Here is a 24885-nt window from a genome sequence, read left to right on the forward strand (position 1 = left end):
TATGTCCTGGGTGATTTTAGATTACCTTGAAGTGCCTTAGCTCCGGAGGAGTTAAACAGTCTAACCCATTCATAGAGCGTCGCACTGCCTCGAATCCCATATTGACTCATAATACTGGAAATAGATACACCACCCAGCCACTGTTTAATAGCGGCCATTTTAACTTCATAAGGAAACATAATAAAACCCCTTGAATTAGATTTCTCCAATTCAAGGGGTTCAGTTCAACCATTGATCGTCGCAATTTCTTTGGCTAATCAACTTCATGATCCAATTAAGAAAACCAAGTTAACACCCAAAATTCGAGAAGTGACCAAGGAACTCTTTCCTGGAAGAACGGTTAATCCTTCTGATGTTAAGAGAGGGTTGCTGGAGAATGCCTTGATATCTGAAAATGGCAACTATTATCAACCGACACCGGTTACCAAACGCTTTAACGCGACTGCCGATGTTGAACAAGAAGTATTTGAATAAGGAGTTTATTTATGAATAACAGCGCAAAGCTGATTCCAGTTTCGTTTCATCTAAGAAATTTTAATTTGTATCGCAGCTTGGACATCCCCGTCTCTTCTCACGGCAACATTGCTCTGGTTGGTGAAAACGCCGTGGGTAAGACAACCTTGGCCAACTGTTTCTTTCCAATGCTGGTGGACGGATCGATTGCGACCCCATCGTTTAACCCGACCAACGACACGAAAAAGTTAAAAAATAGCATTGATCCGCGGAACAGCTCCCATGACAGCCGAACGTTTGAGTCGATGCTGCTGGGCTGGGGCAAGGGTGCCATGAAGGTCCGGACCGGTTACGCTTACGAATTGTTGGCGTCCAAATATCGTGAGGTCATTCTTGGCATCGGTGCATATAGGGCCAAGGGTGATCCCCGCAGTAAGACGTGGTGGTTCATTGCGACCAACGAGGACCCGAATGCCAAATTAACGGTTCAGACAACCAATGAGGCAGGTAAATCCCTTGACAAGGAAACCTTCATTCAGGCCAACGTCGATTTGGGCGATCACTTACACATTTGTGAAAAAGCGCGTGATTTTCGGGAACGGGTAGCGGCAGAAGTCTATGGTTTAAGTGGCCAGGAATTAGGATTGTTAGCTCAAGCTGATCGGATGATTGCCTCGCCAATGTTGACAGCGGGGAATGCGAAGTTTGAGCCGATTAGGGATGCATTGATTCAGTCCCAGGAACGCATTGACCCCGAAATTATTCACCAAGCCGCCAATTTTCAGCGGGAAGTTAATGACCGTCAAAATTTGAAAAAGCGGATCGAGACGGCGGTTACCCGAATTGACCGCATCAAGCAGATGGTGTTCTTTGGCAACATGGACAATTTTAGTAATCAAATTTTTGACCCTTATTCCAAAGCCCAAAATCGGATTAATGCCCAACATTTGCAAATTGACAAATTAACCAAGTTAGCTGAATTGACCCAACAAACGGTGACTACTCAGGCAACTGCTTTAAAGCAAGCAGATGACCAATTAGCGGATTTGCAGTCCAAGAAGCAGCAAGAAAAGATCATTCAGCAGCAGCGCCAACAGGTCCAGGCTGAAATTAAGACATTAACAAAAGCGATTCAATCATTTGAAGAGAATAGTCGCCGCAAAGCAGCGTTATTAAGCGAACAGTTGCAAAACCAATCTGTGTTAACTGACTTAAACGACCAACTCACTCAGTTAAAATCGAGTCAAATTGAACCTTTGAAGGCTGAGATTGAATCGTTAATCAACCAACTTGGCTGGCAGGAATTAAGTTACCGTGGGGATTTGCAAACAACGGCCCAAGGGTTAGCCGATCAAATCAAACAAGTGAGCACTTTGGTCAATCAATATCAGCGCTGGTTAAGCAACAGCCAAAACCTGACTGACTCGATCAAAGTGTTTACCGGCACTAAGGACAAAATGGATGATCGGATTGAAATCGACGTCACCGGCTTGCGTCCGGGTCCAATCAAGGAAAAGTTGCATGATGATAACCACAATATTCACGATGCCGGGGCTGCCCAAATTTCCGGTAAGTATGACGAACTCAAACACCAAATGGAAACGTTGGTTAGTGACCATCCAGAAATTGCCGCCGTTTTGGACAATGGTGAGCTGTTGTCCAATGCCGACCAGTACCGCGCGGATTTGTTTAAATTGGGTAAGCAGTTAAATGAGTTGCAACGAAACGTTGAGCAAACCGAAACCAAGCGCGACGCCATCGCCGCCCGGCTAACAGACATTAATGCTAATATCGATCCGGATTTTGATTTGGCCAAAACCAAGCAACAAATTGAAATCCTGAAGACAAAATTGGCTGAGTTGAAAGTTGATCCATCACTAACTGATCAGATTACCAAACAAGCTCAGGTGGTCGATAACTTGAAAGTTCAGATTGACCAAGTCAAGGCCAAAGTGATCGAGGCACATTCACAAATTAAAGGGCTTAATGAGCAAATTGATGAAGAAACGAAGACAATGGCAGCGTTTAGTGAACGAATTGATGTGGCCTTGGAGCTGTTGCAAGCCTACCTACCACCTGTCGACGAGCCAATCAATAACATTGACGCGCTGGTTCAATATTGTGCCGATAATAAGGCGGCCATTCGCAATAATTCCATTGGCGAGTTAAGTAACCGAGTGAGCCGTCAGATCAATGCCTCCAATCAAGACCGCTTGGATAACAACGCGGTCAACACGCTGTTTGACGAACTCGGATATGCTCAAATTGCCGACCAGATGTTTCCGAATCCCATTGAAAAAATGGATGAAACGTTTGTCGCCAGTTTCGATATTAACCAGGTTTATCAAATTCTGCAATCCGCTCATGAAAACGTCATGAAAGCCCTTGGGGAAGTTGAAAGTGGTCGTGATTTGGCCAACCAAACTTACCAAGCGGCTGTGGTTCAACGGATTGCTTCACAGTACCAAGCCATTCATAATTTTAACGAGATGCTGTCGGAAGGCATTAGTGATGGTAACGGGATTAAGCTGAAGATTGAATTAACGCCACAAAACGTGGATCCTCAGGTCATCGATGAAGCCTTGGACGCTTCATTGGATAAGCGCCCGGCTGTTCAAGCGACGATTGCAAAACGTTTGGAACAGTTGGCCGAAGATCCCGAGTTAGCCAACGACGAGCAGGCGTTTGATAAGCGGGCCGACGAGTTATTGGATACCCGTTATTGGTCGCAATTTATCGTTAAAATCAAGCGTCGGCACAGTAGTGAAGACGAATATGAAATCGTTGACGACACCTTCGTTGAGTCTGGTGGTTCCGGTGCTGAAAAAGCCCAGGCAATGGTTCTGCCATTGCTGTTGGTGCCAAAGATGATTTTGAGTCGAGCGGGTCGCAAAGATGCCCCTTATTTGGTCATGTTCGATGAATTTGCTGATAAGTTGGATCCTCAAACGGCCCGAATTTTCGCCAAAACAATCAACCGATTTGGCTTTAACTTTATTGCCACCATGCCAAGTGGTGCCCAGAACAAGCTATTCTCTGACGGCGTCGATAACATTACTTACCAAGTAATCGCGCCTGCCAACCGCGATGATGGCAAGTTCCATCTCAATAAGGTCGAGCTAGTCGCTACGTGGGCTGAATAAAAATGATTGATTATTTGAAAACATATGAAAAACAAACCGACAGCCACTTAGGCCTGGATGCCAGACGATTGGATTCGTTGTTTGAAAAGATTGCGCGCGGAGAATTGCTGCCGCCGCGAGGCCAACAGGCAGTCGATTGTGGGTTTACCGCGCATACGTTAAATGATCCTCATGAGAATCCAGCCATCTACCATTACTATGATTGGGTAATGAAAACCGTTTTTGCGGCTACCCCAGTTCATGAGCTGCCAGCCAAGATAATTGGTAATGAAATTGTTTGTGCTAATATTTTTCAAACCGATTGGCCCCAGCCACTGACGGTTAACCGTTGGCAGGTTGAAGATGTCTTGGCACTGCCATTAATAACTGAGCGCGCGGTGGTGATTGAGAATAATGGCGTGTTTATTTGGTTGCATCATCTGCACCCAAGTTGGCCGTTGATTTTGCAGTCGGGCAATGATTTTAATGACGTGCATAAGCAGGTCATTTTGGCGTTGTCTCACAAGTTAGCTTTGGCGTACCTGGGTGACTTGGATATCGCCGGCATTCAAATTGTCGACACGCTAACTTCATTGATTAAGAGGAATGGTAGGGATGCCAGTCATTTGGCGGATCTGCAAAGTCCCGCGCAGGTTGCCAGTTGGGTTGCCGGTTATGGAATTCCTAATGGTAGTCGTTCACGGATTAATTCGAGTTCGACGATCATTGATCCCACTTGGCAGCAGGAAGCCAACTTTTTGGCAATTAGCGGGAAGTTTGTGGAGCAGGAGCAGCTGATTGGGGAGTATGAGCGGGTGGTTGAGAAGTGGTTGACTTGTGCTGGATGATTCAGCAACTGAAAAATTTTGAATAAAACGACACTCATTTCCGTCAATTTGAAGGTGGATTTGGGTGTCGTTTTCTATGGACTGCTTGTTTAAGGATGTAGTTCTCTATGGCATAGAAAGAAAGTAAGTAGTGAAAATCTATTTTTTGAACTTTTAGTGTTCAGCGAGATTTGTCCAAATGTTTAATGATAGGTCGACATGAGATGGAAATTTTTGAAATGTAACTTAGATACGTTTGTGAAACGTGAAAACATGTGGGTGATTGGCGGTTGAATTCTCTAAAAATTTATGGGTAAATTGAGCGACTTTGATTCAAAAAACAACCCTCAAAAAATCTTATATCATTCTACGGTTGCGTCGTAATGTCAAAAGAAGTATTTAAGATAATTTCATGTGATTCTTTCTGTTTGGCGGTTCGGTATTCACTGGGAAGCTGTTTTTCGTATTTTAGAAATAATTTGGTGAAATAATTGTTATTAAACCCCACCTCGTTCGCAATTTGGCCAATGGAATACCCGGTTTCTGATAGAAGTTGTTTGGCATATTGTAATCGAATTTTTTGGAGAATATACATCGGGGTTTGGTGCTTTTGATCAGAAAACAGGTTAATGATTTGGGATTTACTGTAATGAAATTTTTGACTTAATATATCTAAAGTAATTTTTTCTGAATAATTGTCGAACATATATTTAGTCATTAAAGCCACGGGATCATTAGAATCAGTGTCCACATCAGGGCATTTTTCAGAACTAATTAACATTGGTTCCGGAGCTGTTGAATGGGCTAATTCAAGCAGGATCAACTTGACCTGGGTGTCAATGTTAATCAAGATTTGCCGATCTTTGGATTTTTGAAAATAGATTCCTTGATCAGTCAATTGTGAAAATTTGTTTCTAATCATCATGTCTTCCACTAAAAAGACAGATTTATTGAACAAATCATCAAGCAATGCTCTTAAATCGCTCACCATATTAAATTTGATGTCAACAATCCTTGAACGCTTATTAAATGAGTATTCGTGATATTCGTTACTATCAAAAATTGATAAGTAGTTTGGCTTCATCGTGAATGGTTTGTCGTCTATTACCAGGTTTTCACTACCACTAACTAAATATTGGAGTTGATAAAAATCATGGCGATGTTTAGGAACAACTATTTCCTTGGTGTAGTTTTTTCCACTCATCCATAAAGTCGTTAGTTGATTATCTCTTAGTTCCACCATGTAGGGGCCCTCCCTTCCAAGAAACGATCGTTAGATAATTGCGCCTTCATAATACACTAATTATGACTGATTAGAGATTAAATGAACTGATTTAACATTTAGCGACTAAATTGGTATTATTTAGCGAATTGGTGATAAAGACTATTTTAACGGATAATGGAAAATAATCAACAAGATATTTAGCGATTGGTATACATATATAAAACGAATGTAAGCGCTTTATTGATGATATCCTTTATTCATGTTGAAGGAAGTTAATTGCGCAATTATTTTCAGCAAATCTTTGATTGAAATTTGTTTAGACCGAATTAAAGCACAGAGGAGGATTAAAGCATGGATTCAACTAGCATCTTGAGTGCACGTAAAAAAGTTCGTCATCACATATTGCCATATTTATTTATTATTTACTTCGTTGCATTTTTGGACCGTAGCAGTATCACGTATGCTTCAATTGGGGGGATGGACAAAAGCCTTGGATTAACGGCAACCATGTATGGATTTATTGCGGGCATGTTTTTTATTGGTTACTTTGTATTTGGTATTCCGGGGAATATGATTCTTGAAAAAGTGGGTGCCAGAAAATGGATTGGCCTAATTTTAGTTCTCTGGGGGATTGTTACCTTAGTGACGGCGTTTGTCCAGTCCGCCGTTGAATTGACAATCCTACGATTTCTTTTAGGCGTTTTTGAAGCGGCTTTGTTCCCTGGGATGACGTTAATCATCACTTACTGGGTCCGATCAGCAGACAGAGCGGCTGCAGTGGCGCTGTTTATGATTGCGCCGCCGCTGGCTAATTCATTTGGGGCGCCACTAGCCACTTGGATTATTACCAATGTTCATATGTCACTAGATTTGGCGGGCTGGCGGTGGCTCTTTATCATCGTTGGCTTACCGGCTGTTTTATTAGGGATATTTACGTTTTGGTACCTTGCTGACAAACCAGCTAAAGCACGTTGGCTTAATAAGGATGAGAAAACTGCTTTAATTAATGAATTGACCCTGGATGCTAAAGCAACAACGGATAACAAAGTTCAGGGAGCACCCTTTAAGGAAGCCGTGAGAAACGGCCGGGTTTGGAAGATGACCCTGATAAACGTTTTTTATGTTGTTGGGCTGTACGGACTTACTTTTTGGCTACCACAAATGATTGGCGAACTTTCGTCGAAGTTTTCCACAATGACGATTGGTTGGTTAACCGCAGCACCGTACTTACTTGGCGCGATTGCCCTGGTTCTCAATTCAAGGCATTCGGATGCCCATATGGAACGGATTTGGCATACTGCGGGTGGCGCTTTCCTTGGTGGCGCTGGTTTCTTGGGAGCAGCCCTTTCTCATAATCCTTGGGTCGCCATGATATTTCTTTGCTTGGCAGCGATCGGGATTTACTCGTGGTCAGGACCGTATTGGGCAATTACGACAATGATGGATCCACGGATTGCTGCCGTTGGTTTGGGAATTGTGAATGCACTAGGAAACTTGGGTGGTTTTGTTGGCCCGTACATTGTTGGCTGGTTAAAGGACGTAACGGGATCTCAGGTAGACGCAATGTTCTTCTTGGCAGGTTCTTTAATTTTAGCTGGGGTGATCGTTTTGTCACTTAAACGTAGCGATGATGTGGTCACCAAGATCGAAGAAGTTGGATCGGAGTAGATAGGACAGCTGCGTCAGGCAGAAACCTGCGTGTAAGCACCTCCGAGAAAAATTCCAGAACCGGGAATTCCCCTCGAAGGAGACTTACCCTCCGGTTTCTAAACGCCTGACTCCGCTCAATTACTTTATAGGACAGCTGCGCAAAGCAGAGATCTACGTGTAAGCACCTATCGAAAAAATTCTAAGCCCGAGAATTTCCTCGATAGGAGACTTACTCTCCGATCTCTAAACCGCTTTGCTCCGCTCACTTTACTAGGACAGCTGTGCAAAGCAAAACTCTGCACATAAGCACCACCAGCAAAAATTCCAGAATCGGGAATTCCTGCTGGCGGAGACTTATGCTCCGAGTTCTAACCGCTTTGCTCCGTTCACTTACTTTAGGAGGAATTCATAATGACTGTACGTAAAATGGAAGTTCCAGAAATGGAATGGGTTGACCAAAAAGCAGAAGGCACGCAACAAGTTGCTGTGATGGAAACGATCGGCAAGATTGATATTAAGTATGCAAAATTACCCCATGCCAAACGGGGACAGATTAGGGTTGATGTTAAATGGGTTGGAATTTGCGGAAGTGATTTGGAAGTCTACCGAGGAGCCAGAACGCCAGAGTTCTTAAGCTATCCGATGCGCTTAGGACATGAAGTTGCTGGAATTGTCGATGAAGTTGGCTCGGATATAGTGGGCCTTCAAGTAGGCGATCACGTTGCTTTGCGTTATGTGTGGGGAGCATTTGCGGAATACATTACTTGTGACCCATTTTCAGCCGTCGTGTTACCGAAGGAATTTCCACTCATGCACGGGTCACTTATTGAAATCACCCCAACGATCCAGACTGGGATGGAGCGTGCAGAGATTAACCAATCGAAAAACGTTTTGATTATGGGCCAAGGGGTGAGTGGCTTACAGTTGACCCAATTTGCCCGTTTATACAGTCCTCGAAATCTGGTGGTAACGGATTTATTTGATGAAAAGCTTGAAATTGCAAAAGAGTTTGGCGCTACGAAAACCTATAAAATTCCTTCTGAAGATACCCCGACGATGGATGTGGTTGGTCAGGACTTCCCAGACGGTTTTGACGTTGTCATTCCTGCGCGATTGGAAGGAGATTCGGTCATTGATGCGCTCGATGCTTGTGCGCAGAACGCTAAATTAATTATGTATGGCGGCATTGGTAAAACTAGCAAGACAATGGACTTCTTCAAAATGCATCGTCGACGAGTCGATATCTTAACGACTGAGCCTAAACGGGATGTTGATAATCACCAACTCTTCCGCCAAGGCAGGGACATGGTTGTAAACGGCTTGATTAACACTGAAAAGACCGTAACAAATGTTTTTCCGCTGTCAAAGATTAGCGATGCTTTCGATTTACGTAATCAAACTCGCGGTGACGTGATTCATGTCATGATTGACTGTGACGTGACCCACGATGATGGTCGCTATGATAATGGTCATATTCCAGATGTTGTAAATGAGCCAAGCCAAGAGGAATAAGCAATGAAAAGTAGATTTAAGGAAGGCTGTTTTTACTGTGAACATAACCAGACGCTCCACGAAAGGATGATTCCAATTGTGACCTTCGATGCGTCAACGGTTTATCTAAATCGGGATCAAACCCATCCAGGCAGAGTGATTGTGGCGTTAAACTGGCACGTTGATGAAATTTTTGAACTCAGCCAGCAACAAAGAACGACCTTTATTGAAGAGGTTTCGTTAACAGCGAAGGTCGTGAAAGAACACTTTAACGCTGCTAAAATCAATTTGGGCGTGTATGGCGATACAGTTTCCCACCTTCACTTTCATATTGTGCCTAAAGTCCCGGCAGATAGTGATTGGGATGATTCGTTCATCAACAATCCGAAAGATCCCACCCATTTAAGTGATTCTGAAAGCCAAAAAAGAGTTAACCAATTACGTGAAGAATTGGAGGATGAATATGAAACGATCAGAGATTAATACAATTATTAACGACACGATTAGCTTTGCGACGGAACGTGGTTTGTCTTTACCACCATTTGCACATTGGGATCTAGCAAACTGGCAGAGTTTAGATGATTCTTATCAAGAAATCATTGATAATATGCTAGGTTGGGATGTTACCGATTTTAATGAAGGTCAATATTTAAAGCGGGGATTGACGACTTTTACGTTCCGAAATGGGAATTTCAATGATAAGAAAAAGTACCCCAAACCATACTGCGAAAAATTACTAACAGTTGAAGATGGTCAAGAATTACCATTTCATTTTCACTGGTATAAGCAAGAGGATATTATTAATCGGGGTGGTGGCATTCTAGAATTAACCTTGTTCAACGCAACTGCCGATGAGAAATTTGATGAAGAAAAACCGGTTACGGTTGTGAGCGATGGTCATAAAATAACCGTTCCAGCTGGCACCACGCTTGAACTTAATCCGGGAGAAAGTATCACGTTAACCCAAAGAATTTACCATCGTTGGCGTGGTAAGAAGGGAACCGGTAAGATTATGCTATTTGAGGTTTCATCAACCAATGATGATAATACTGACAATCGCTTTTACGAGGATTTGCCACGGATACCAAGTATCGAAGAAGATGTTGAGCCGGTGCATTTGATATTTGCGGATTATGGGAAGATTACATTGAAATAGTATCTGAAATGATGCCAGCCTAGATGATCGTGATCTGGGCTGGCTTTTGGTTGGTTATAATTATTGTAAATCTTGAATGTTTCAAAGTTAACCAGCCCCTTTGGTGTGATTATCAGCTTTCAAGCATAACTCAAAGCAATTACGAATTAATCTGCTTCAAAATAGAATCGGGAACTTTGGGATGTACCCGCCGCTTATATTCTGACGGGGTTGTCTGTAGATACTTCTTAAAAAGGCGAAATAATGATGAACTATTTTGATAGCCAACAGTTTCACTAATTTGGCTTAAATTAAGGTTCGTTTTTAACATAAGGTTTTGGGCTGCTGATAGTCGTCTTCGCTCAATCAATTCGTTGAACGTTTTCCCAGTATTTGTCTTGATCTTATTACCTAGGTAGTTGGTATTGTACTTAAAAATTTCACTAACTTCGTTTAGAGAAGTGGTGGCAAAGTTTTCCTCAATATATTTCAGAACGGGCAATAAATCATCGCTTGAAGAATCTGCAAGATTAATTGATTTAGCTGTTGTCAAATCTGGTAACTCAAGCAAGAGTGATGAGAATATAAACCGTAATGAATCTTTTCGATGAGTTGATTGACTGATTCCGATGCCAATCAATGCGTTTATTAAATTAAGAGCGACTTCACTGGAAGACAAATTAAATAACATAAAATTATTATGAAGCGAATTCACTCGAGTGCCATTATATAGAAGTTGCGTTATTTCATTGGTTGACTGTGGAATGGAATCAAAAATAGCTTCATAAGGAGAATCAGTTTTAACCAATATATTGACTAAAATATCATTTTCATTAGTGTAATCAATTCGCTGAACGACATCTTTGTCCATAACTAATAGATCATGTTGATGCAGAATGGTTTTGACATCGTTGATATACTGTGTGCAACTTCCTGAATACATATAATTAAATTCAATGAAACTGTGGGTATGAGCTGGTACATAAGAAAAGCGATTACTTTTGGTAACATCGATGTCACCATCATTAAAGAAATTCCATTGTGGCATTTTAGGAATCGGATCATGAATATAGTCGAGGTCCATATAGTTAACGTTACCACCAAAATGGTTTTGAAGTTTTTCTACCTTTGTCATTTTAAAAAGCCTGGATGTAATCGAATTTGGATGATTCATCAGAAAAACACTCCTTTAAATAGCTTCATTTTACCTGTGATTACGCAATGTTTTTCGAAGGATTGAGATATTGTGGAACCTTTTGATAGCGTTTACAATAATCCTTGAAAAATAAAAGGAGGGAACATTATGGATAATAAAACACTTGATTCAAGTTTTAAAAAGTATCGACCATTAGCAGTTGCAGCTGGAATTGGTTCGATACTAGGTTCCGGAATTATTGTTGGTTTATCAGCAACGATAACTGTATGGCAAACTGGTCTAGGGTTAACGAACACCCAAGTTGGTATTATTTCAGGGGCTTTAACGTTTGCAATTGCAATTGGTTCAATGCTAGCTGGTCAAATCACTAAATTATTTGGTTTAATTCGTTCATTTAACTGGTTAAATTTATTATACGCTATCGGAGCACTAATCTGTGTATTTTCAAATGGATACGCAATGCTATTATTTGGTGTCATTGTGACGGGCTTAGCTTCAGGAGCAGATTTACCAATTAGTTTAACAGTGGTTTCGCATGATTCTCCTAATGAAAAAACGCAATCCCAGCTCGTTTCTTCTACTCAGATTTTTTGGCAAATTGGGATTTTTCTTTCATATGTTTGTGCATTTGTTGTTTCTAAAATGGCTGGTGCGAGTGGCGCCCGAGTCGTCTTCACAATACTAGCTGTATTTGCATTAATTACATGGCTTTGGCGAACGCTTTCAGGAAAATTTAAAGCATTTCACCAAGAAGGTGAACAACGGCGAATTGAACATGATCAAAAAGCTAACTTAACCGAAAAAGTTTCTGTAAAAAATGTGTTTACTGGATCTAATCGGGGTAAGTATCTTGGCTTCTTCTTGGCAATTATGATCTTTTATATTTGTTGGAATTTATTAGCGAACACCTTTGGGCAATTCCAGACATTCGTATTAGTTCAAGCGCATGCAACTCAAAGCTTTGCAACGGCTGCAGGACTTATTTTGAATTTAGTTTCATTAGCTGCCACGATTACTTTTGCTTCTGTTTCAGGTGGTAAGTACCGGAATAAATTCTTCGTTGTTGGCGCTTTAGTTCAAGGATTCGCAATGTTGGGCTTGGCGTTAAGTAGTCATGCATTATGGCCAATCGTCATCGCAATTGGTTGCTACAGCATTGGTAATAATATTGCTGGTGAAGCAATGTATAAAGTTTGGACTCAAGAATCATTTCCAGTTGAGATCCGAGCCTCAATTCAAGGGTTTATTAATGGCTTTTCCCGATTCTTATGCGGCCTATTTGCAATTATTACCCCAGCATTAGTTGTTCCAGCTGCTATCCGAAACACCATGTTTGGGTTTACAGGATTAGTTTTGGTATTCTTCATTGCTGGCTTAGTAATGATGTATCTCCAACGAAAGCATCATATTGTTCCTGGTGTTGAAGCTGATGAAGGGAGCGAAGATGATGGCATTCACGTTTCAAATTAATAATCAGGTAAAGTTCAATCATGACCAACGACTTCTTGAAAAAGCAACTCAATCCAAGCCGATTATTCATTATCGCGATGTTGTTCCCCAAGCCATCGTGGAACTGGTAAAAGATTCTACAAAACTGGAAGGATGGGGAACCACATTTATCAAAAAAGCTAGCGAGTTGCCTAACCTAAGGCTGAAACGGGATCAGCGGGTGATTTTAGATTTTGGCGATCATTATGTTGGCAAATTTAGCATCGATCTTAATTCAGCAGGATCACCAATGGATTCGCCGTTATTTATTAAGTTCAAGTTTGCAGAAATGCCTGCAGAATTAAAGCATCAAAGTGATGATTATGATGGCTGGTTAAGCAAATCCTGGATTCAAGAAGAATATATTCATTTGGATGTTTTACCGACTCATCTTGAATTGCCTCGCCGATATAGCTTTCGGTATGTTGAAATAACGATTATTGATACATCGCCAAAGTGGCAAGCGGTTTTAAGCAACCCAACTTTAATTAGTGAAACAAGTGTTAACTCTAAGGATGTCATGCTTCCGAATATTAAGGATACTGAGTTGCAGAATATTTATCAGGTTGGCTTAAAAACACTTGAAGACTGCATGCAAGACGTATTTGAAGATGGGCCTAAACGTGATCGGCGTCTTTGGATTGGGGATCTTCGTCTTCAAGCGTTAGCAGACTATGCGACGTTCAAGGATGTTGATTTAGTAAAGCGTTGCTTATATCTGTTTGGAGCAATGACGGCTGAAGATGGTCGTGTTCCAGCGAATGTTTTCACGAAACCACGAAATTTGCCAGATGATACATTCCTTCTGGATTATAGCCTTTTCTTTATATCGGTTTTGGATGATTTTGAAAAATTTCATTTAGATCGAGAGGTACTCCATGATTTGTACCCGATTGCTAAAAAACAAATGAATGTTGCTTTAAATAAGATTGATCAAAACGGTCATTTAGTGATTGATGATGATTATCCGGTTTTCATTGATTGGTCAAACGACTTTGATAAGGATACTGCTGGCCAGGCCGTATTAATTTATACATTACGTCAGTTTATTGATCTCGCAGAAATAATGGGAGATCAAGAGATTGATCAATATAGTCAACAACTTCAATTACTGATTTCGTATAGTCAAACGGCATTATACGATCCAGCACAAGGCTTGTTTATTTCGGGGTCACAAAAAGAAGTTAATATTGCTTCTCAAGTTTGGATGGTTCTTGCACATGTTATGGACGATGCCAAGAATAATGAGGTTATGACGAATGCAGTCGCTCAACTGTTTCCAATCACGGGAATTGCAACCCCCTATATGTATCACCATGTAACGCAGGCCCTCTTTGAAGCCGGACTTTCAAACGAAGCAGTTAAACTCATGAAGCACTATTGGGGAAAAATGATTTCTCTTGGCGCAAACACTTACTGGGAGGCATTCGAACCAGCAACACCCGATTATTCACCATACGGGAGCCCAATTTTGAATAGTTATTGTCATGCATGGAGTTGTACGCCTGTCTATCTGATACAAAAGTACCTGATTGGGGAGGGATAGTTGTGAATGATGAAAAAGTGTCGTTAAGTCGAAACAATATTTTACTGATTATTGTTGCTGGAATTGCTTCATACCTTGATGCCGCTTTATTAGTTAGTTTAGGAGTTGCGTTACCCATTTGGGAAAACTATCTTCACTTGAATAGTTGGATCGTCGGGTTGCTAAGTACAACATTAACCATTGCCGTTGCGATTGGCTCGTTTGCTGGTGGCTGGTTGTCTGATCATTTTGGTCGAGTGACTGTTTTTAACTATGATATTTTGTTTGTTGCAATTGGTTCAGGTGTTGTTGCCTTTGCACGGGATGTTCCCCTCTTAATGGTGGGGGTTATCGTTGCTGGGTTAGCATCTGGGGCTGATTTACCCACTTCATTGGCAGTGATTTCTGAACGAATGGATAAACGAACTTATGGACGGGCGATTGCTTCTACCCAGATCTTTTGGACGGTAGGGATCTTATTGTCACAGTTCATTGGAATGTTAAGTGCAAATACTGGGATGGGAAGTCCTACAACTTTATTTGGTTGGATCGGATTGGTTGCTTTTGTGAATTGGTGTGTCCGAGTTTTCTCAAAAACTTTCAGACAGATTGAAGAAGGACTGGCTGAGGTTGTCGAAGAAAAGATGGCGCAGGTGGGGGAAGTTAAAAAACACTATAAGCTTCATGAGTTATTAAGAAACAGTAGTTATGTTCTACCACTCGTTTTTTTAACGACTTTTTATCTGTTTTGGAATTTACCCGCAAATACTTGGGGTTCATTTGTTAATTATTTCATTGTAACGGTTGATAATCGGAGCCAGTTATATTCAACAGTGATTGCGTTAATTGCCAATGTTTTCTGCTTGTTAGTAAATGTCGTTTACCTTAAAATATCAGATTCAAAGTACCGATATAAAGCGATGTATGTCGGAATTGCAACTGCTTTAGTTGCCTTTTTAGCTGCTGGAATCTTTAGCGAGCACTGGCAAGTGTTTACATTTGCTTATATTTTCTACTCAGGAAGTACCGTATTATGCGGTGAAGCCTTATATAAGATCTGGAGTCAGACATTTTATCCAGTCGATGCCAGAGCGACACTTACAGGATTTTCTTATGGGTTTGTCCGCGTAATTACTGCAATGTTTTCACTTATTACACCTACCCTAATGGGGTATTCACCTAAGATTTTACTTTGGATTATGGTTGGGTGCACAGTTGTTTTTGGTATTTGTGCATTGATTATTGTTCGGTTAGTTAAGCGATTTAAAGTTTCTGATCCAACTACAGTCAGGCATCCCATTTCCAATGAGGGCTAGTGCATGGTTAATGAAGGAGAGAGAATAAATATGAATCCGACAAAATATTGGATGTGGTACCCAGGTGATTTTTCAATTCATCAAGGTATGCGACAGAACTTTACTCGTGAGGAGCGTGGAATGGGGTGGCCGGCATACTGGTATATTGATGATTGTAACCGTAACGTGAAATTCACCCGGACCTATCAGCTTGATCAGCCCACTATGTTTACCGTTTATGCTCATGGAACTGGTTATGTTGAGATTAACGAGGTTAAACACCGGCTAGGAGAGACACTACACGGTGATGTTGGTGAGAATGTCATCACAATCTTTGTTGGTAATCCACAAGGGCTCCCCTGTGTGTTTGTTGATGGTGAGACTATTAAATCAAATGATGGTTGGCAAGCTAGTAATTTTGTTTCATCTCTTCCCGCCGGTTTTGATCCGCTGTTTATCGACAAAAATCAAAATCCAAACGTAATTGAATTTCAAAAGAAACCCATTAAACCTAAGAAGATTATTGAAATTCAAGATGGGGTGTTATTTGACTTTGGCAGAGCAGTCAATGGCCGCTTGAAATTGAATTTACTTCATAAACAGATAGTTACGATTTGCTATGGGGAATCCCAAACAGAGGCACTAGATGTTCAAATGTGTTATTACAAGCAAGAAGCAGTTGATGAGAAGACGCCAATTCGAAAAAGGGCATTTAGATATATTTTTATTCCAGATGCCAAGCAAACGGATGTTGACGTTATCGCTATTCACGAGTACATTCCAAAGAAAAACTGTTCACTATTTAGAAGTGATCAGCAATTAATTAATCGAATTTGGGATGTCTCTACAGAAACCTTAAATTTGTGTAGCGACGTCTTCTTTATCGATGGTATTAAACGTGATAGATGGATTTGGGCTGGGGATGCCTATCAGGCAAATTTTATTAATCAGTATTCTTTTTTTAATGAAGATATTGATAAGCGCACGTTATTGGCATTACGTGGTCAAAATGATATTAAGCAGCATATTAATACCATTGTTGATTATTCAATGCTTTGGGTGATTGGGGTTTTGAACCACTATGAGATGACCGGTGATATTGGTTTCCTTAAGATCATTTATCCTAAGATGAAGAGTATGGTTGATTATTTTATGAGGCAAACAAACGATAAAGGATTTATTTACGGTCGTCCAAATGAGTGGATTTTTGTGGATTGGTCCGAAATGGACAAGCAGGGAACGGTTGCTGCAGAACAGGCATTGTTAATCCAGGTTTATAAAACAATGATTACTTGTGGATCCGTTTTGGGACTTCCAGTTGATGGCTATCAGGATCTTCATGATCAACTACTTAATCACTTTATTGAGTATTTCTGGAATGATTCAAAAGGTGCTTTTATTGACAGCTACGAATCTGGTAAGAATCATGTTACGCGACATGCAAATATTTTTGCGATTTTATTTGATCTTGTTGATGATGACAAGAAGGAGCTAATTCTAAAAAATGTTTTGTTAAATGACAACATCACACAGATTACTACACCCTACTTTAAATTCTTTGAACAAGATGCATTATGTAAGCTGGGTCTTCAAGATAACGTATACCAAGTCATCCTGGATTATTGGGGTGGCATGTTGGATAAGGGTGCGGTTACCTTTTGGGAAGAATATGATCCGACTAAGTCAGGCAAGGACATGTATGAAATGTATGGTGATCCATATGGCAAGAGTTTGTGCCATGCTTGGGGAGCTAGTCCCATCTATCTGTTAGGTAGATACTTTTTGGGATTGTATCCAACCCGTCCAGGCTATCGTGAGTTTAATGTTGAACCAAGGTTGGAAAGGTTTGAAACGGTTCATGCAGTATTGCCAATCAAAGATGGTGAAGTAACAGTTGATAAAGATGGTGGTAAGCTCTCTGTGACTGCGACTAAAGCTGGTGGCACTCTTATCATTGACGGTAACAAGTATTCGCTAGCTGCTGGCCGTAAGTTATCGGTTCGGCTCGATCGCACTCATGTTCAGTAATAGTGATAAAATTAACTAAACTCAAAGTTTAATGAGTAGGATTAAACGGCACTCTGCCTTTTTAATTTAAGGTGAGTGCCGTTTGATTACTACTTGATTTAATTATCTACTAAATGACGAGCACAATCTGATACTTATCTGCATTTTCAAATAAGTACGTCACAGATTTTGGTATTCTACCAGTGATTCTTTGAAAGTCTGATGACTGGATACCCATTGGTCATTTCTAATTGATTGGCCAAAAGTGACCATACCCTCTGAAGAAAATAGGGCAGCAGAACCCTTCTGGAATTTTCCTTCTGTTGTGCGGGGGACTCTCATTATATCGAAGATGGTATTTATAAAAGTTTAAAACGTCAGTCACGTGGTAAACAATTTGGCGTTTTAGTGGTGGTACTAGTTCAATGTTGTAGTTTTGTGTAGAAATTCGCGATACAGAAAGGAAATAATTATAATGACAAAAATTATCTTAGACTGTGATCCAGGACATGATGATGCGCTAGCAATGATGTTAGCAATTGTGTCACCAAAGATCGGATTGAACGAATTGTCTTCATGGGTGGCGCAATGGGACTTGGTAATTGGACACCATCTGTTGAATTTAATATCTTTGTTGATCCGGAAGCCGCCAAAATTGTGTTAAATTCAGGGATTCCGCTGACTATGGCCCCATTGAACGTGACTCATAAGGCGCAAATTCTTAAATCGGAAATCACTAAGATTGATGACATTCAAAATCCAGTTGCTCACGCTTTTTATGGCTTGCTTGAATTCTTTGAACGTTACCATGAAGCACCAAAGTGGGACTTCAAAGGGGCACCGTTGCACGATCCTTGTACAATTGCCTGGTTAATTGATCCTTCAATGTTTGAGAGTAAGGTCATGAACGTTGATGTTGAGAATCGGGGCGATTTAACAGACGGGGAGACGGTTTGTGACTACTATGAACTGACTGACAAACCCAAGAATACAGAGGTTTTGTTGGATATTGATCGGGAGAAATTTATTCAACTGATTATGGATTCGTTGAAGCAGTTTAATTAATGATGACAAAGAATCTCTATTTGATCGATGGAAAAGTCGATTAAATGGGGATTCTTTGTCTGTTAATTGTTAAATTATGTACAATAGTAGAGAAGATATTTAATCGCAAAAGATTCGGGAATACTTATTGGTGGTTCTTGACGATCCAAATTCTTTCGAGTACGCTAAACTTCTAGTTGTCACGGGTTTTCTAGCATGAGGTACAGATAAACTTTGTGCGAGTATTTCCAAAGTTTTAAATAAAGCGTAATTAAGCGAGGTAAATTTACTATGGTTGTAAGCATCTTTGATAGCGTTCCGATGAAAAAGTTGGCTAAGGATAATGTTAAATTCAACGTCTTAGGAGCTATTGATAAAATTCAATTAGGAGAAGGTAAGCCACCATTCTTGGAAATGGCCGACACTTTCGAGGTCAACGGTTACCGAGATAACGGCTATGAATTTTTTGCGGTTTTAAAGAATGGATTTACTAAGGAGGATCTGGCGAAGAAGTTTGCTAAGACGGCTCACGAGAATGACTGAGTTTGTGAGTAAGCTTGTTGTTTGTGTCAGACCTTATTAGCTTTGCATTTGGATCAGAATTGACCCGGATACAGGATCCTTCTATGATTATGTACGCGTTGTTGATGGATATTTGAAAGGAGCGATTTATTGGAACCGAAACAATCAAAACTCCGACGCTTTATTGAGACCATCTGGTCGTTATCAGACATTTCGTTTTTCGTGGAACTCGTTTTTGGGATTGTGGTGACTGTTTGGATGAAGATTAGTGGATTTAAGAAATAATTGATTTTATTGGTTTACGAAAAATTGGAGTAATTTAAACAAGACGACACTCATTTCCGTTAATGTAAAACCGGTTTTGAGTGTCGCTTTTTTGTACATGGTATCAAAAAGGAGGGTGATATGATACAATGTTCTTGACACAAATTACAAAAAATATGTAATTTGTATCAAGGAGGTATTTTAATGATTAAATTAATTGGCTTTGAGATATATGGTCATTCACTATTCAAAGATGGTACTAGCTTTACGCTCGAAACCAGCGGACAGATCACAAATAAAACTAAAAATAGAGTTATTCGATTTAACGATAGCTTAACGCTCAATCGAGTTATTGGGATTGTTGGTATTAATGCAACTGGTAAGAGTACGCTGATGGAAATCTTTGACGGATTAAACTCGTTGTATCTATTAGGTCAATCAATTGATCAAACACCATTGAATGAGCGTCTCCGGTCAAAAGAGAATAAGATTACTGTTAAGGCTAATCTAGCAACTAATGAAGATGATCGATACGTTGTCGTGACAACTTTTGAGAAGGTTCCTGTGACCGATGGGGTCGAGGATGATATACGAGAATGGATAATTACAAATGAAAAAGTTTATTACCGAAAGACCAAAAGGGTTTCAAAAAAAAACTATTTTCGGATTGCTGATGGAAAACTTGATTCAACTGGATTAATACTTGATCATAATAGAAATGATCTTTCAAAGAGTGAGAAAAAGCTATTAAGCGATAAGGATTCTATTTTTAGAGCAACTGATAAGCCGAAAGAGATATCTGCTGTGATATCGACAGTGAAGAATACTAATCAAAATAAATTCATCTCTTTCATGGACCAAACACCGATTGAATTATTGACGTATTTAGATAACTCGATCGATTATTTAGATTATGAAAAAGATGATAAAGGACAAACCACTCGGTATGCACTCAAATTCAAAGATTCCGATGAAGTGATCAAAGTTTCGAATTTTAAGGAGTTTGATAAGTATCTTTCTTCTGGAACCATTAAGGGAGTTACACTTTTCTTCCAGTTTTTAACTGCATTACGAGTTGGCGCTACTTTAATGGTTGATGAAATTGAATTACACATTAATAAGCAAATTGTTCGGGACTTTATTGGATTTTTTGCAGATCCGACTGTGAATGTTAATAATGCAACTTTGGTATATTCCTCTCACTATGTTGAACTAACAGATGATCTTCAACGGAATGATGAAGAGTACATTTTGATTCGAAAAGGTAAAACCCAGTTAATGCGATTAAATGAGATGGCAGTTCGACCAGAGTTAAAAAATAGCGAAGTTTTTCAAAATAATACATTTAGAGGAACCGCACCGAATTATCAAGCATATCAAGCACTTAAGAGCGTTGTAAGGACTCACAACATTGATCACCATTATTTGGAACGTGAGAAAAGTAATATAAATGAGGTCGTTAGGTAAATGGGAGGGTACGATTGTTTAATGGTTGAAGGGGCGGCTGAAGCGGCGATTATTGATGTTCTATTAGAGAATCATTATTTGAAAGTTTCTCGGGATTCATTAATAACTGATCCCGCCGGGAATTATTATCAAGATTCATTGAATGACAAGAAGTTTATCAATTCATTTCTAAATCATGATTTCGGTGGTGTTCCTATTCACTTACACATTGTTTGCGATAATCCAAATCACGTTTCAAAAATTTCTAAACTATCCCACGAAGTAACTGAAACTTCGTACTATATTACTCGTGAGGAAATTGAAACCGTTCAGCTATTTGCTAGGCCTGAATGGCCACGTGAATTTGAAAATTACAAGCAGCAAAAAGGTTCTGATAAAAAGCCAAGTACATTTTTGATAATTAAACAAGGTGTTACCACAGTTAAAAAGTATCAATATGTTTATAATTTGTGGAAAGATCAGCCAAATAAGTTGGCAAAGGCAATTAAAGCAACTAAGCGGCAGATGAAGAAGAAAGGTTCTTTGAGAGGATATTCTGATCGTGGGTATTTAGCTGATTTGCTGGTTTAGTTGCGGGAATGAAATTAAAATATCTAAAATGGAGGTTATTTGGCCTATATATGGGTGAAGGTTGAGGACCAGCTATTTGTTATTTAACACAATCCTAGGATTTATTATATTTTGAGAGATGAGGTAAGCGGATCTATTTGCCTAAATATGTCTTAAAGGGATAGTAGACTAATTTGAAATTAATTTAGTTCGCTTTATTTAATAACTTCATATTTACGTTCTAAAGAGTTTTGTGACAATTATATGTAAAATATCAAAATAGGGTGAAACAGCTAAAATAGTGCTTATTTTGACAATTTTGAGAAAGCAACAGAGAGTTGTGGTATACTTAAATATAGCAAAAGGCCTTATTAGTAGCGGCAACTACTAACAGGACCTATCACTGACAATATAATGTTGAAAATTAACTCTAAATAATTTTAACACACGCAGAATGAACTGTGAATTCTAATTTATTTTGCCTTCTTACATATTGTCAATCAGGTATCCTGTACCCGCGGGCCTTTTGACTAATAATACAAGGAGGCATTTTTTATGCCTAAATTTTCTGAGCTTTTTCATGTTTCAAATGGCAGCTACTTTGATGTAGAGTTAACGACTGACCAGAAGTACTATATTGATCCTGGAAGGATCAATAAGCTGGTATGCCCTGGTTTTGACTCTGCGAAGGCTGAAATGTCTATTTCAAAATTTATGCGATTAGCTTTCGATGTTACCTCTGAAAGCTATGATAAAGCCTCTATGAGAAAATTATTTGAGGATCCACATGAAATTAATGCAACACATCTTGGATTATCCGCTGGTGAATCGAGAGGAAGTGGAACCTCCCTTTCGATGCTACATTCTGTTTTTTTGAAAGCAAAAAATACAGTTAATGACGATAATTTATTGATAAGAACACCTCAAATTATCCCTTTATTCGCCCCAAGATTTGATGCGGATCGCTTTTCAGATTTAATAACGAATATAATTATTAATGAGTTAGTTCAGTACACAGAATATATTTGTGATCGTTTAAGCATTTATGTTGATTCATCTCAGAACATAAGGGTTTTTGATTATACTAGTGGGTCGTGGAACGAAAAGAACGTTTCTTTACCTTTGGATAATAATCTTAAATCAATCATATTGGTTCCTGCCGGATTGATTGTGAATAAGTATCCGTATTCAGTTAATAGTTATATCAGCAAGTCTATTTTGCCTGCACGACAAACTGAATTGTTGAAGCATGGCGAAAAAAAGTCTTTGAAAAATATTTTTCAAATGGACACTCGTGATATTTCCCAAAATAAATTAAAAACTTATGCCTTACAAGAATCAGTTAGGGATCCTAAAAGGCTTCACGAGTTCCTTGAGCTAATTCATCTAGTAGCATAGTATAAACAGTGATTAATTTCTTTGCATGGAGGCCTTATATTTGTAGGTCTCATGCATGTACATATAGATGAATGGTCTTAAACGAGTTTAATAGCATAGTAAACTTATGTATCACATTAAGCTCTTTCTAATAGGAGTAAGCAACTATGGAATACAAACAACTAATCAAAGAACTAACGGATTTCCGCGACAATCGCGGATGGAATAAATATCATACCCTACCAGCCTTAGCTAGAGCGGTGGGAGTTGAATCTGGTGAACTGAACGAATTGTTTTTATGGCAAACAGAAAATAAAGATCACTTCTCTGAAAAAGAGCAGCATGATATGGAGTTAGAGCTTGCTGACATTTTAACTTATTGTTACTATATGTGCGATAAACTTGGTGTTGAGCCAAATGATATTGTTCAAGAAAAGTTAGATATTAATAAAAATCGTCACTGGAAATTCGATAAATAGGTAAAGTGAGGTGTTAGATCATGGCAGATGTTGGGTACCCAATAGTTGAAAAAATTCCATATAATTCTGACACCCCAGCTACTTTGGACGATGCAATTCAAGGGGATAAGACTAAACGCAAACTGCTGATTGATTATCCAACTATTTATGTGATCTATTCACCTGAAAAATCCGGTGGCTACAAGGTTTACGTCGGTGAAACCAATGATATTGAACGTCGAACTGAGCAGCATCTTAATGAAGATCCAAAGGTTCGAACGGATTGGAAAGAATTGTCTCGATCAAAAAATGCTGAGATATTTGTGATTGGGCATAATCACTTTAACAAATCGCTTACTTTGGATATTGAAAATCAAATGATGTTATATATGCTTGGAGTTCCAAGTGTCAAACGACTTAATAACCGGCGGGAAAACGAACAAAATGAATATTATACTTCTAATGAAAAAGAACAAATCTTTTCTCGAATTTGGGGGAAGCTTAGGAAGTATAATAATGACCTGTTTCCAGTGGAAAGTGTCATTCGAGATTCGGCAATTTTTAAGGCATCACCGTTTCATAATTTAACTGCTGAGCAGAAGAATGCCCGTGATGTCATTATTGATAGGATAATTGATGCTCTTCTCGCTAAGAAGACCGGACAACTCATCTTGGTAGAAGGTGAAGCTGGCTCGGGTAAGACGGTTCTGTTAAGCACGATCTTTTATTTGATTGGCACCCTGACTGATGATGGGTCTCCGCTTAGACGAGGATTTGATAATCTTAATAATTACATTTTAGTGAATCACGATGAGCAACTAAAAGTATACGAAGATATTACCCGTAAGCTTGACCTTAACCACAAAAACAAGGATATGGTCAGCAAGCCAACCCGGTTCATTAATAATCACAGCGAAGACAGTTTAGCCGACGTAGTTTTAGTTGACGAGGCTCACTTGTTATGGACACAGGGAAAGCAAGCTTATCGTGGGCAAAACCAGCTGGATGATATTCTGAAACGTTCAAGAATAACTGTAGCTATCTTTGATAAGAATCAAATGTTGAAAACTGAAGAATATCTTGAAACTGAACAGATCGCCAAAATAGAAGACAAAGCTCGGAAACAAAACAATTTAATTATGCTGAGTAATCAGTTAAGAATTCATGCTAATGCTAAAACAATTGAATGGATTAGAAACATTACGGATAAGAAGATCATTCAGAGAATTCCAAAAGATAAGAACTATGATTTACGAATATTTGATGATGCTCAAGAGATGTATGAAGCGATTAGGGACAAAGCAAAAGATGAGCAGTATGGTCTATCCAGAGTCTTGGCGACGTTTGATTGGAAATATAACAGTAAGCGGAAACCGGATAATGGTGATTATTGGATGGTAACTGCTGGTGATTTGTCGTTACCTTGGAACTTACAGCTAAAGCCCAAGAGCACTCGTTCAATAAAACGATTGGCTTGGGCTGAACAACCGCAGACAATTAACGAAGTTGGGTCAACATATACGATTCAAGGATTTGATCTAAATTATAGTGGTGTCATTATTGGCCCTTCTGTGAAGTATCGCAATGGTCACGTTGTATTCGACCCTAGCGAGAGTGAAAATACCAACGCGATTAGAAATCGTACCTTGGAAAATGGTAAGAAAGCGAAAGTTTCTGACAGATTGTTGCCAAATGAATTGAATGTTTTGCTAACTCGTGGGGTTAATGGACTTTATATTTATGCGGTGGATGATGAGTTGAGGGATGTTTTACTGAAATCACAGTAGAAGGATAGTTTACTGTGAGTGATCAATAATTCCTTTTTGTTAT

20 protein-coding genes and 1 pseudogene are annotated in these 24885 nt (G+C 39.5%); 18 read left to right on the forward strand and 3 right to left on the reverse strand.

The features are described 5' to 3' along the window. A partial coding sequence (locus QUF07_RS14120; protein ID WP_353960961.1) for a helix-turn-helix domain-containing protein occupies window positions 1-179 on the reverse strand: 179 nt, incomplete at its 3' end. 52 nt (window positions 180-231) lie between these two features. Between QUF07_RS14120 and QUF07_RS07400 the strand changes: the two genes are divergently transcribed. Genes QUF07_RS07400 through QUF07_RS07410 form a run of 3 tightly spaced genes read left to right on the forward strand, consistent with a single transcriptional unit; the run spans window position 232 to window position 4423 of the window. Further along, a complete protein-coding gene (locus QUF07_RS07400) occupies window positions 232-474 on the forward strand; it encodes a hypothetical protein (RefSeq protein WP_289427103.1) in 243 nt (80 codons plus the stop codon). 11 nt (window positions 475-485) lie between these two features. Then, a complete protein-coding gene (locus QUF07_RS07405) occupies window positions 486-3596 on the forward strand; it encodes an SbcC/MukB-like Walker B domain-containing protein (RefSeq protein ID WP_289427104.1) in 3111 nt (1036 codons plus the stop codon). A 2-nt stretch (window positions 3597-3598) separates the two neighbouring features. Next, window positions 3599-4423, forward strand: a complete 825-nt coding sequence (locus QUF07_RS07410) for a Wadjet anti-phage system protein JetD domain-containing protein (RefSeq protein WP_217164857.1) — start codon at window positions 3599-3601, stop codon at window positions 4421-4423. A gap of 346 nt (window positions 4424-4769) precedes the next feature. Here QUF07_RS07410 and QUF07_RS07415 read toward each other — a convergent pair whose 3' ends face one another. Continuing rightward, window positions 4770-5645, reverse strand: a complete 876-nt coding sequence (locus QUF07_RS07415) for an AraC family transcriptional regulator (protein ID WP_217164858.1) — start codon at window positions 5643-5645, stop codon at window positions 4770-4772. A gap of 333 nt (window positions 5646-5978) precedes the next feature. Here QUF07_RS07415 and QUF07_RS07420 point away from each other — a divergent pair, with 333 nt between their 5' ends. The 4 genes from QUF07_RS07420 to QUF07_RS07435 all read left to right on the forward strand — a co-directional run bounded on the left by QUF07_RS07420 (window position 5979) and on the right by QUF07_RS07435 (window position 9924). Further along, complete coding sequence (locus QUF07_RS07420) at window positions 5979-7295, forward strand: MFS transporter (protein WP_217342075.1); 1317 nt, start codon at window positions 5979-5981, stop codon at window positions 7293-7295. Between the two features lie 393 nt (window positions 7296-7688). Continuing rightward, the gene (locus QUF07_RS07425; protein ID WP_249778623.1) at window positions 7689-8789 is read left to right on the forward strand and encodes a zinc-dependent alcohol dehydrogenase; all 1101 of its coding nucleotides are present in this window, start codon (window positions 7689-7691) and stop codon (window positions 8787-8789) included. A gap of 3 nt (window positions 8790-8792) precedes the next feature. Continuing rightward, a complete protein-coding gene (locus tag QUF07_RS07430) occupies window positions 8793-9251 on the forward strand; it encodes an HIT family protein (protein WP_217342076.1) in 459 nt (152 codons plus the stop codon). Next, entirely contained in the window at window positions 9232-9924 is a 693-nt protein-coding gene (locus QUF07_RS07435; RefSeq protein ID WP_289427105.1) for a D-lyxose/D-mannose family sugar isomerase, read from the forward strand. Before QUF07_RS07430 ends, QUF07_RS07435 begins: the two co-directional genes overlap by 20 nt. Before the next feature lie 139 nt (window positions 9925-10063). Here the strand turns inward: QUF07_RS07435 and QUF07_RS07440 are convergent, their stop codons facing one another. Further along, the gene (locus QUF07_RS07440; protein WP_249778624.1) at window positions 10064-11077 is read right to left on the reverse strand and encodes an AraC family transcriptional regulator; all 1014 of its coding nucleotides are present in this window, start codon (window positions 11075-11077) and stop codon (window positions 10064-10066) included. Between the two features lie 129 nt (window positions 11078-11206). Here QUF07_RS07440 and QUF07_RS07445 point away from each other — a divergent pair, with 129 nt between their 5' ends. The 11 genes and pseudogenes from QUF07_RS07445 to QUF07_RS07495 all read left to right on the forward strand — a co-directional run bounded on the left by QUF07_RS07445 (window position 11207) and on the right by QUF07_RS07495 (window position 24842). Continuing rightward, window positions 11207-12529: an MFS transporter gene (locus QUF07_RS07445; protein ID WP_217165332.1), complete on the forward strand. Its 1323-nt coding sequence runs from the start codon at window positions 11207-11209 to the stop codon at window positions 12527-12529. Continuing rightward, window positions 12507-14093, forward strand: coding sequence for an alpha-L-rhamnosidase-related protein (locus QUF07_RS07450; protein ID WP_289427106.1), 1587 nt, complete (start codon window positions 12507-12509; stop codon window positions 14091-14093). Before QUF07_RS07445 ends, QUF07_RS07450 begins: the two co-directional genes overlap by 23 nt. Before the next feature lie 2 nt (window positions 14094-14095). Then, window positions 14096-15388 (forward strand): MFS transporter, encoded by a 1293-nt coding sequence (locus QUF07_RS07455; protein ID WP_289427107.1) that lies wholly within the window; start codon window positions 14096-14098, stop codon window positions 15386-15388. A 30-nt stretch (window positions 15389-15418) separates the two neighbouring features. Continuing rightward, the gene (locus QUF07_RS07460) at window positions 15419-17395 is read left to right on the forward strand and encodes an alpha-L-rhamnosidase-related protein (protein WP_289427108.1); all 1977 of its coding nucleotides are present in this window, start codon (window positions 15419-15421) and stop codon (window positions 17393-17395) included. Window positions 17396-17932: 537 nt separating this feature from the next. Then, window positions 17933-18439 (forward strand): annotated as a pseudogene (locus QUF07_RS07465) (nucleoside hydrolase); the annotation flags it as partial. A 270-nt stretch (window positions 18440-18709) separates the two neighbouring features. Next, window positions 18710-18961 carry a hypothetical protein gene (locus QUF07_RS07470; protein WP_249778503.1) on the forward strand — a complete coding sequence of 84 codons (252 nt, stop codon included), beginning with the start codon at window positions 18710-18712 and terminating at the stop codon, window positions 18959-18961. Window positions 18962-19408: 447 nt separating this feature from the next. Further along, entirely contained in the window at window positions 19409-20671 is a 1263-nt protein-coding gene (locus QUF07_RS07475; RefSeq protein WP_217164884.1) for an AAA family ATPase, read from the forward strand. Next, window positions 20672-21241, forward strand: coding sequence for a hypothetical protein (locus QUF07_RS07480; RefSeq protein ID WP_217164886.1), 570 nt, complete (start codon window positions 20672-20674; stop codon window positions 21239-21241). It begins immediately after the preceding gene. Between the two features lie 534 nt (window positions 21242-21775). Next, window positions 21776-22618, forward strand: coding sequence for a DUF8370 family protein (locus tag QUF07_RS07485; RefSeq protein WP_217164888.1), 843 nt, complete (start codon window positions 21776-21778; stop codon window positions 22616-22618). A 146-nt stretch (window positions 22619-22764) separates the two neighbouring features. Next, entirely contained in the window at window positions 22765-23076 is a 312-nt protein-coding gene (locus QUF07_RS07490) for a nucleotide pyrophosphohydrolase (RefSeq protein ID WP_013726892.1), read from the forward strand. 20 nt (window positions 23077-23096) lie between these two features. After that, window positions 23097-24842 carry a DUF2075 domain-containing protein gene (locus QUF07_RS07495; protein WP_013726893.1) on the forward strand — a complete coding sequence of 582 codons (1746 nt, stop codon included), beginning with the start codon at window positions 23097-23099 and terminating at the stop codon, window positions 24840-24842. Window positions 24843-24885 lie beyond the last annotated feature (43 nt).

Source organism: Lentilactobacillus sp. TOM.63, assembly GCF_030361045.1.
GTDB lineage: Bacteria > Bacillota > Bacilli > Lactobacillales > Lactobacillaceae > Lentilactobacillus > Lentilactobacillus dabitei.